A 10,777-nucleotide genomic window follows, 5' to 3' on the forward strand; every position below is an offset into this window, starting at 1 on the left:
CCACCTGCAGCTGTGCGGAGCTTACCTGCAGCTGTGCGGAGCTTACCTGCAGCGCGGTTTATTCCCGGCCGTACAGTTTCACCCATTTCAGGAGTTGCTCTTCTACGCGCGGGTTCAGCAGGCCCGGCGGCAGGCGCCATTTCCAGTTCCCGGTGATGGACGCCGGAACATTCATCCGGGCCTGTTCATCCAGCCCGAGTATATCCTGCAGGGGAAGGACGGCGATGCGGGCCACCGAGGAATAGGCCATCCGGGCGAGCGTTTCGTGGACGTTTTTTGCGCTGACGGGCTTCCCGGTGTATTCTCTGAGCTGCCGTCGCCCTTCAGACCCCAGTTCCTTCTCAAACCACCCCCTGGTGGTGTTATTGTCATGAGTGCCTGTATAAACGATGAATTCCGGGCTGTACTGATGCGGAATATGCGGTGAATGGGCCATGTTTTCGCCGAAAGCGAACTGTAATACTTTCATGCCCGGCAGCCCGAATTCGTCGCGGAGCCGGTAAACAGCCTCGTCAATATCCCCAAGGTCTTCGGCTACGAAAGGCAAGCTGCCGAGTTCCCTGCGCAGGGTATGGAAGAGATCGGCCCCGGGGCCAGCTTTCCATTGGCCGTTAACGGCCGTTTTTTCGCCCGCTGGAACCTCCCAGTAAGCCGAAAATGCGCGAAAATGGTCAAGGCGAAGGAGATCATACCATTCCATGTTGCGGCGGAGGCGCCTGACCCACCAGTCATATCCCTGCGCTTTCAATACGTCCCAGCGAAATACGGGCATTCCCCACAATTGACCGTTGCGGTTAAAATAGTCGGGTGGTACACCTGCTACGGCTGTCATGCGTCCATCTCTGTCCAGGCAGAATATTTCCGGGTTTGACCATACATCCGCTGAATCGTAGCTGATGTAAAAAGGGAGGTCCCCAAACATACGGATGCCGAGCGATGCACAATGTTCCCTCAAGGCTTTCCATTGCCGGGAAAAAAGGAACTGAAGCCATTTTTCCTTGTCAATGGCGTTTTCCTGAACGGTTCTCAATTCTTTGAGTGCCATTTTATCGCGCAGCCGGTACTTTTCAGGCCAGCTGTACCAGGGCTGGCCTTCGTGCTGCTTTTTTAAGACCATATACAGCGCGAAATCCTCCAGCCAAACGGCTTCCTCTGCACAAAATTGCCTGAACGGAAGATCGCGGGAAGGAAGAGCCTTTTCGCGGTAGTTTTTCCAGGCCTTGTTCAGTATTTGTTCGCGGATCCGGACCGCGTGTGTAAGGTCTTTATTATCCGGCTGCTGCGTTTCCCGCAGTTCCGAAAGAGGCAGCCATCCGTCTTCGGCAAGCTGTTCCGGACTAAGCAGCAGCGGGTTTCCCGCCATACTGGATACCGGGCTGTAGGGCGAATACAGCTGTTCTGCCGCAACCGGGTTAAGTGGAAGCAGCTGCCAGCATCGCTGACCTGACCGGCTGAGAAAGCCCGCAAATTCCCTGGCGCCCACACCAAGGTCCCCGGCGCCAAAAGGTGAAGGCAACGAAGTAATGTGCATAAGGACGCCGGCCGACCGGCCGGCAGCAGGTGATTTTAGTTTAAGCAGGGCCAGCGGCAAGACGCTGAAAATGGCGGCAATGTTAATAGCCGGCTCGCGGCTCTTGGCGGCGCTATCCGTTGTTCCGCCAGTTGCCCCGCTCGTTGTTCCGTTAACTATTGTGCTGAAAGCGGCCCGGCCACTGGTTCCGTCAAGCAAATGCTCCCATTCGCCGGGTGCTTCTGGCGGCAGGATGATCCTTGTATCTTTCCAGTCTATCGTGTTTATTTCTTTTTTTTGCCGCCGGCAAAGCACGGCCGGATGCAGCGGAACGATTGTCAGGTACCAGTCTGAGTCATATCTGCGCGCAAAGGCGAGGATGAATTTTCGGTAACGCCCTTTTATGGTCAGCGGGATATATTGGCCCTGTACAAAGGGGAGGGGGTGTTGTTTTCGTTCCCGGAGAAGCCGATGCACAAGAAAGAGTTTGATCCGGGCGGTAGCAGTATCTTCCCATAATTCCTGAAGCAAAGCCGCGGGTTTCCCTTTGGCAGATTGCAGTGCAGTCAGCCATTGCTGTCGTTGTTCATAATCCACGGGCCGCCGGTTATCAGGGTCAACAAGGCTCAGGTCCCAAAGCTCGCATCCCTGATAAGTATCCGGTACCCCGGGACAGGTAAATTTTAGTAACACCTGTGCCAGGGAATTGATCCGGCCGGGATCCCTTGTCTTTTCGAAGAATTCCAGGAAATGCCGCCGGAAAGGCCGCTTTTTGTCCAGCAAGGCGTCCGCGAAGCCCGTTACAGCCCGCTCATAGTCCTCATCAGGATTTTCCCAGTTGGAGTGGCGCTTGCCCTCGCGCAGCACTTTTACCAGGTATCCCCGGAGCCTGCTGCCAAAACCTTCCTCTTCCTCCTCCCGCATCGGCCAGGCACCCGCCAGCGTTTGATAAATAAAGTATTCTTCGTTGGCATCGGGGGCGCCCTGCTGCTTTAAATCTTTGTTCAGCCTTCGCCATTCCCGCACCGCTTTCATCCATTCCCGGGGAATACAGGTGAGTACATTGAGCCGGGCGCGCAGGTCTTCCCCTCGTTTGGTATCATGCGTGGCTGTTGCATTCATGCTTTGCGGCCATCGTTCCCTGCGAATCTTCATTTCCCGGTGAAAAACTTCCGGGGAGATGCCAAATGCATCCGGCGAATCCCCTACTTCATTATGCCCGATGAAGCGGTTGTAAGTGTACATCAGCGTATCTTCCACTCCCTTTGCCATTAACGGGCCGCTAAACTGCATACAACGGCTATAAAAACACAGGGCTTCCTTCCGGTACGCTTCACTACGCTCCAAAGGCCACTGCAACAAGGCTTCTTCCAGCAGGCGAAACGCAGGAATCAGGTCAGGCTGATGCGCTCCAGCCTGATGAAGGATGTTCCGCAGGGCTATGGATTCATTTTCTTCGAGCGGAAAATGGTTCCCATAATAACGATACACAGGGCAATGAACCAGGAAGGCGGCGATGGCTTGTTTCAGGTCACCCTCCGCTACGTCGGAGAAATCGCTCACCGGCCGCGACGGTTCCCCGGACTCCGGCCGTTCCCGGGACTCCGATGCTACTTCCTTCCCCCTCTGGGTATCCGTTTCCAGCAGGTGGAGAAAAAGCGCGCAAAGGTTTTCCAGCTCCCCGTTCATATGGGCCTGCAGAATGGCCGCCTTCTTTTCCCGGATCTGTTCCTGAACAGACAGGGCCTCTCCGGTAAGTTCCCGGTAAAACCGGCTGAAAACCTCCTTGTTGCTGCTCCTGGTAAAAAGGTTGTTCACCAGGGCAAGGAAATCATAGCCTGAGCTTCCCTGGACGGGCCAGCCGGCCGGGAACTCTTCGTTGCTTTCAAGAATCTTCTCTACGATAATATAGGTTTTTTCACCAGCCAGTTCCCGGAGCTGCTCCAGGTAGCCGGCAGGGTCGTACAAGCCATCCACATGATCCACCCGTATGCCGGCGAAGCAGCTTTCTTCCAGCAGGGAGGCAATTAAGTTATGATATTCCCGGAAGACGGCCTTTTCCTGCATGTTCAGGCAAATAAGGCCGTTAATGGTAAAAAAACGGCGATAGTTAATGCGTTCGCCGGTTTCCTTCCAGCTGCAAAGGCGATAGGCCTGCTGGCCGGCAATGTCGCGCAGCTGGTCGGGACGGTTGTTTATTTTCTCCAGGTATTCGCGTAAATGTTGCCCGGCTTCCCCGGTTTTCATCAAAGCGGCCAGTTGCAGGCGGAATTCATTCCATTGCAGGGCGTATGTTCGTGCATCATTCAGCTGTTGTATCCTGGTGATTTGTCCTGCCAATTCCCGGCAGTTTTGTTCCGTTCCGTCCATACAGGATACCAGTATATCGCGGTAAGAAAGAGGATGCAGCGGCCACTCCTGGCCGTAATACCGGAATACCAGCCGCTGCTCCGCATAAGCGATCTTCAGCTCGCCATTTTTCAAAACCTCTTCCAGGGAAGCGCCCAGGAAAGGAACCATAAGGCGCCCGCTGAAGAAATTGCTGTACAGGCTGGTATCAAAGAAAGAGGCATACGCTGATTTGCTGCCTTTTTCCAGCACGTCCGATAGCCAGGGGTTCTCAGAATGGAAGCCCATGTGGTTAGGCACAATATCCTGCAGCCAGTCAATACCTTTTTGCTGCAAATTACGGATAAGGGCTTTCAATTGCCTGAGGGTGCCTAATTCCGGGTTGATGCTGTTGGGATGCAGGACATCGTATCCGTGCGTACTTCCGGGTACGGCGGTAAAAAGGGGAGAAGCATACACCGCGCTTATTCCTAATTCCTGTAAATAATTCTGCAAGCGTTCCAGGTCCTTGAAAGTAAATCCTTTGTGGAACTGGAAGCGATAGGTGGAGGATGGCCGGCTAAACTTTTCCATAAATAATGATCGATTCAGGTTGCATGGTAATAGCTGTGCCATTTGTTACCCGGTCGGGGGCCGCTCCGGGGCCTTTCCAGCCGGGCTCCGCGGAATCCAGCAGCTTTTTCCAGCTATCCTGTGATTTTTCCGAAATCAGGCTTAACTGCTGCTGCCTGTGGGAAAAATTCATCAGGCAGCGTACCTGGCGGTCTCCTTTGCCGCGCTGCAGGATCAGGGTATTCGCTTCCGGCTGCAGCAGGGTTTTCAATCCTTCCCTGTCCGGCTGCCGCAGGACCGCTTCCTGTTTCCGAAGCGTAATAAGCGCCTGGTAGTAACGGAACATTGTTTGGTGCGGCTCTCTTTTCAAATATTCCCATTGCAGAATGGATTGCCTGAACGTTTCTTCCGCTTGCGGATCGGGTACCTCTCCGTGGAACTGAAAGGCCGCGAATTCTGCCTTCCGGCCCCTCCGGACGGCTTCCACCAGCGCCGGATCGGAGTGGCTGACAAAATAGAGGAAGGGATTTGGCTCGCTCCATTCTTCGCCCATGAACAGCAGGGGAAGGAAAGGAGCGCTCATCACCGCTCCGGCGAGCAGTTTTTGCATTTCAAAGCTATACAGCCGGCTGCTGCGTTCGCCCAGCATGCGATTGCCCACCTGGTCATGATTTTGAGAAAAAACAATGAATTGCCGGCCGGGAACTCCCTCCGTGCTGGTGCCAAAGGTCTTGTGCCGGTGGGGAGAATACGTTCCGTTATATACATATGCATGCCGGTAGGCTTTTGCCAGATGCCTTATTCCTTCGAAATCCGCGTAATAACCCAGCGGTTCCTGACCGGAAGTGACCCGTAGGGCGTGATGAAATTCATCCAGCCATTGTGCGTCCATTCCGTAGCCACCTTTTGTTACCGGATGGATAAAGCGCGTATCGTTCAAATCGCACTCCGCGATCAGGTAATGCCTTTTGCCCGTGGCCTCTTCCAGGCGGAGCGTCTGCTCCTTTATTTCCCGGAGTATATGAACCGGGCTGAGGTCCTTTATGGCATGTACGGCATCCAGGCGCAGGCCATCGATATGGAAGTCCCGGAACCACATCAGCGCATTGTCAACAAAATAACGCCTGACCCCGTCGCACCAGGCATCATCGAAGTTCATGGCTTTTCCCCAGGGAGTTTGGTATTTGCCGGTAAAATAGGGGGCGAACCGGGCCAGGTAATTACCTTCCGGCCCCAGGTGATTATAGACGACATCTAAAATAACCGCTATTCCTTTTGAATGACAGCGATCTACCAGGAGCTGCAGGCCTCTGGCTCCTCCGTAAGAATGCTGTACGGCATAGGGAAATACGCCGTCATAGCCCCAGTTGCGGGAACCGGGGAATTGCGCCACGGGCATGATCTCAATAGCGTTTACCCCCAGTTCCTTCAGGTGATCCAGCTTTTTTTCCATCCCTTCGAAAGTCCCTTCCGGGGTGAAGGTTCCTGTATGCGCCTCGTAGAGCAGGTAGTCTTCCAGGGCATGGTTTTTCCAGGCGCCGTCTGTCCAGGAGAAGTCCTGCAGGTCCAGGGCTTCCGAAGGGCCGTGGACCCCTTCCGGCTGCGAAAGAGAAGCGGGATCGGGGAATTCCTCTTCTCCGTTAAGTTGAAATCGGTAGCGGTCTCCCGGTTTTATTTCGCTGGTTTTTAGCGTCCAATATCCAAACTGCTCTTCGTGGAGGGTTAACTTTTTACCATTTCCCGCCTTCCCGGAATTTCCGGCATTTGCGGCCGTTCCCGCACTTGCGGTCGTTCCCGAATTTCCGGGATTTCCCGTATTTGCGTCCTTTCCAGCATTCCCGGCTTTTCCGGTCTTTCCCTCGAGGCAGATTGCCGCCTTGCGGGCCAGCGGAGCCCACAGCCATATTTCCGCTTCATTTTCCGGACCCCGGGGAAAACGAATTCCGTTCAGTCGTTTATTCATATTTATCCTTTTCGGTCGCCTGTTGCAGCAGCACAACAGACCTGCCTTTTACACTAATAGCTTCCCGGGCGCCGTGTATCCCCTGAGCCTCCGCTCCGTTTTCTCCCGTATCCAGTATTTTTGTCCACCGGGTTCCGTATTCTTCGGGAGGCAGGACATAATCCAGGGAATCGTGATGGGCATTGAAGATTACGTAAAAATTATCGTCTACGATCATTTCACCCTTCGACCCGCGGGTATGGAGGCCATGCCCATTCAGGAAAATCCCCAGCGAACGGGCGAAATCATGGTTCCAGTGATCACCCGTCATTTCCGTGCCTTCGGGCAGGAACCAGGCGATATCTTCCAGGTCTGCTTCCTGTCCCGGCGCTCCATGGAACCAGCGATGCCGGCAAAAAACGGGATGCTCCCTCCGCAGGCGAATGAGCCGGCTGGTAAATTCCACCAGGTTGTTGTCCGCGCTTTCCCAGTTTGTCCAGGATATCTCATTGTCCTGGCAATAGGCGTTATTGTTGCCTTTCTGGGTCCGCCCGGCTTCGTCCCCGGCCAGCAGCATTGGTACTCCCTGGGAAAGGAATAAGGTGGCAAGAAAATTACGCTGCTGGCGTTGCCTCAGGGAGATTATTGCCGGGTCTTCAGACGGGCCTTCCGCACCGCAGTTCCAGGAACGGTTATGGCTTTCTCCATCCTGATTATTTTCACCGTTTTCCTGGTTGTGTTTCTCATTATAGGAAACAAGATCGTTCAGGGTAAAACCGTCGTGAGCGGTGATGAAATTAATGCTGGCTGTGGGCTTCCGGTAATCTTGGTACAGGTCGGAGCTGCCGGTAAACCGTTCGGCGAATTCTGCCAGCATGCTCTCGGCCCCTCGCCAGTAATCCCTTATACAATCGCGGTATTTCCCGTTCCATTCCGCCCAACCAGGAGGGAACTTCCCAATTTGGTATCCTCCCTCTCCCAGGTCCCAGGGCTCGGCGATAAGCTTTACCTTTGAAATCACCGGGTCCTGGTGAATGATATCGAAAAAAGCGCTGAGCCGGTTCACTTCCTGCAATTCCCGGGCAAGGGTTGCCGCCAGGTCAAAGCGAAAGCCATCTACGTGCATTTCCTCTATCCAGTAGCGCAGGCTGTCCATGATCAGGCGAAGTACATTGGGAAGGTTCGCGTTGAGCGTGTTCCCGGTTCCCGTATAATCCATATAAAAACGCGGCTTTTTAGTAAGCCGGTAATAGGAGGCATTGTCGATTCCCTTGAAGGAGAGCGACGGCCCCATTTCGTTTCCTTCGGCGGTATGATTATAAACTACGTCCAGGATTACTTCGATCCCGGCTTTATGCAGTTCTTTTACCATGTGTTTGAATTCCACGACCTGCCCTCCGGTTGACCCGCTTCCTGAATAACGAACGTCAGGCGCAAAATAGCCGATCGTATTATAACCCCAGTAATTAGTAAGGCCTTTTTCGTGTAAATGAGCATCAGTAACGAAGTGGTGTACAGGCATCAGTTCAATAGCGGTAATACCCAGTTCCCGGAGATAATTAATGATAACAGGATGGCCCAGGGCGGCATAAGTGCCGCGTATTTCCGGCGGGATCTCCGGGTGCAGCCAGGTAAGGCCTTTGACATGCGCTTCGTAAATAACAGTCTGATGATAGGGGATTAAGGGAGGCTTGTCGTTCTCCCAGTCAAAACCGGGATCAATCACTACCGATTTGGGAACGAAAGGCGCACTATCCTTCTTGTTAAAACTCAGGTCCTTGTCTGGGTGGCCCCGCGTATAAGCGAAAAGTGAATCATGCCATTCGATCTTGCCGGAAATTGCCCGCGCATAGGGATCGATTAATAATTTGTTTGGGTTAAAACGATGTCCGTTCTGCGGCTCCCACGGACCGTGAACCCGGTAGCCGTATAACTGGCCCGGCTGCACGCCCGGCAGGTAAATATGCCATACCTGGTGGGAATATTCTTCTAGTTTTATTCTTTGGGTCTCGGTTTCTCCCTTTGCTTCCCTGAACAGGCAAAGTTCCACGCCGGCGGCGTTCTCTGAATATAAAGCGAAATTTACTCCTTTGCCATCCCAGGTGGCTCCCAGTGGAAAAGGGTCGCCCGGATAACTGCTTATCTCCATATTAAATCCTGTGTTAAATCTGCTGGAAACCCGTGCAAATAACAGGCCGCATGTCTTGTTCGGAGCGTTGGCGCAGGAGGGCATAGGACATGCGGCCTTGCGGGGCGAACTAACGAAAAAATTTCCCGCCTGGGGAAAAACCTGCTGAATGCCGGGCGCTACCATTATTGAAGCCGCGCACCCCCGAAACCCCGCCTCCCGAAACCTGCTGCTTTTCCCTTCCCCGGATTTTTTGCCGGATAAGGCTGGCACGGAATTAGAACTTCGCTCAGGGCCCATACGGCAATAGAAACCCATCGCAATCGTAAATTTGTGAATACTACCCAAGGCAGAAAAAGAGTGATCATCGCGAATGTTTCCCCGCGGATAGAAGAGGGGGAATATGCCGCTAAAGCCATTATTAATGAAAACGTTCTCGTCTCAGCCGATATATTTGCCGACGGTCATGATGAATTGGCTGCCAGCATACTGGTAAGGCATGCCGCGGAAAGGAAATGGACAGAAATCCCGATGAAGCTGATCATGAATGATCGCTGGGAGGCGGTATTTAAACCTGGGAGGACCGGGCGGTACCAGTTCCGTCTCCAGGGATGGATTGATCATTTTTCCACCTGGCAAAAGAATGCGCGGAAAAAACTGGACGCCGGGCTGAATATAGAAACCGAGCTGCAGGCGGGTGTAGCGATGGCTGGAAAAGCGGCAGAGGCTGCAAGTCCCGCGGATAAGCGCACTTTAACGGAATGGGCTGAAAAGCTTAGTGTTGCGAAAACGACCGAAGGCATATTGTCCCAACTTGACCGGAACATGCGCGGGATCATGAACCGGTACCGCGATAAAAACCTACTCAGCCTTTATCCTGAAACCCTGGAGATAGATGTGGAAAGACAAAAAGCCTTGTTCAGCACCTGGTATGAGTTGTTTCCGCGTTCTGCGGCTTCTGAAGCGGGCAAACACGGCACCTTCCAGGATGTAAAGAAACTTCTTCCCCGTATTGCGCGTATGGGATTCGATGTGTTGTATTTGCCTCCTATACACCCGATAGGCGAAAAGAAACGGAAGGGGAGGAACAATTCCCTGGAAGCAGGCCCGGACGATCCTGGTTCCCCCTGGGCTATCGGGAACAGGAAAGGAGGGCACAAGGCCATTCATCCGCAGCTGGGGACACTGAAGGATTTCCGCGATCTTGTCCGGGAAGCCGGAAAACAGGGAATCGAGATTGCGCTGGACATCGCCTTTCAGTGCGCTCCGGATCATCCTTACGTAACACAACACCCTCAATGGTTTAAATGGCGGTCTGACGGAACGGTGCAGTATGCCGAAAACCCTCCGAAAAAGTATGAGGACATTCTCCCGCTCGATTTCGAGAGTCAAGACTGGCAAGGCCTCTGGGAAGAGTTGAAAAGCGTGGTAGAATACTGGATTGACAAAGGAGTCAATATCTTCCGGGTGGACAACCCGCACACGAAGTCGCTTCGTTTCTGGGAGTGGATAATCCGGGACGTCAGGGAAAAACATCCGCAAGTCATTTTTCTTGCCGAAGCCTTTACCCGCCCACGCGTTATGGAAAGGCTGGCGAAGGCAGGCTTTACCCAATCTTATACTTATTTCACCTGGCGGAATACGAAATACGAACTGGAAGAATATATGCGGGAACTGACAAAAACCGACCGGAAGTTTTATTTCCGGCCTAATTTCTGGCCGAATACCCCCGATATCCTGCCCCCCTTCCTTAGCTCCGGAGGCGAGAACGCCCATATCATCCGGCTGATCCTGGCGGCTACGCTTTCCGCCAGTTACGGTATTTACGGGCCTGTTTATGAATTTTGTATTCATACGCCTTACCCGACAAAAGAGGAATATGCGGATAATGAAAAATATGAGATCCGGCATTGGGACTGGGATCGTTGCACCCGCCTTGGCGAACTTATTACACGGATCAACCGGATCCGGAATACCCACCCCGCGTTGCAAACGACCTGGAACATCGAGTTTGCGGAAACGAGCAACGACCAGATAATTTGTTACGGGAAGGCCGACCCGGAAGCAGGCGACCGGCTTATCATTGCCGTGAACCTGGATCCTTTTCATATGCAGTCCGCACATGTAAAAATCCCGATAGCCGCTTTAGGCATTCCGGCGGGCCGTGCTTACCTGGTCAAGGACCTGATAAGCGGCAATAGTTACCAATGGCAGGATGAATGGAATTATGTGCAGTTAAACCCGCAGGAATTGCCGGCGCATGTTTTTGAAGTGGTGTTGGATACATAACAAGGCA

General features: G+C 53.3%; 4 protein-coding genes. 1 reads left to right on the plus strand and 3 read right to left on the minus strand.

The genetic code is table 11. From position 1 onward, the window contains the following. Positions 1 to 58: 58 nt before the first annotated feature. Genes malQ through glgX form a run of 3 tightly spaced genes read right to left on the minus strand, consistent with a single transcriptional unit; the run spans position 59 to position 8,502 of the window. Positions 59 to 4,432: a 4-alpha-glucanotransferase gene (gene malQ / locus FRZ59_RS12555; protein WP_132128782.1), complete on the minus strand. Its 4,374-nt coding sequence runs from the start codon at positions 4,430 to 4,432 to the stop codon at positions 59 to 61. Further along, on the minus strand, positions 4,419 to 6,374 hold the full coding sequence (gene treZ / locus FRZ59_RS12560; protein WP_132128784.1) for a malto-oligosyltrehalose trehalohydrolase: 1,956 nt from the start codon (positions 6,372 to 6,374) through the stop codon (positions 4,419 to 4,421). Before treZ ends, malQ begins: the two co-directional genes overlap by 14 nt. Further along, positions 6,367 to 8,502, minus strand: a complete 2,136-nt coding sequence (gene glgX, locus FRZ59_RS12565; protein ID WP_132128786.1) for a glycogen debranching protein GlgX — start codon at positions 8,500 to 8,502, stop codon at positions 6,367 to 6,369. The genes treZ and glgX overlap by 8 nt, the downstream gene beginning before the upstream one ends. Positions 8,503 to 8,814: 312 nt before the next feature. Here glgX and FRZ59_RS12570 point away from each other — a divergent pair, with 312 nt between their 5' ends. Further along, positions 8,815 to 10,770, plus strand: a complete 1,956-nt coding sequence (locus tag FRZ59_RS12570; RefSeq protein WP_132128788.1) for an alpha-1,4-glucan--maltose-1-phosphate maltosyltransferase — start codon at positions 8,815 to 8,817, stop codon at positions 10,768 to 10,770. Positions 10,771 to 10,777: the final 7 nt, after the last annotated feature.

Source organism: Anseongella ginsenosidimutans, from assembly GCF_008033235.1.
Taxonomy (GTDB): domain Bacteria; phylum Bacteroidota; class Bacteroidia; order Sphingobacteriales; family Sphingobacteriaceae; genus Anseongella; species Anseongella ginsenosidimutans.

Coding starts and splice junctions, on each gene's coding strand:
- malQ (WP_132128782.1), bottom strand. CDS start 4,432: ATGGAAAAGTTTAGCCGGCCATCCTCCACCTATCGCTTCCAGTTCCAC.
- treZ (WP_132128784.1), bottom strand. CDS start 6,374: ATGAATAAACGACTGAACGGAATTCGTTTTCCCCGGGGTCCGGAAAAT.
- glgX (WP_132128786.1), bottom strand. CDS start 8,502: ATGGAGATAAGCAGTTATCCGGGCGACCCTTTTCCACTGGGAGCCACC.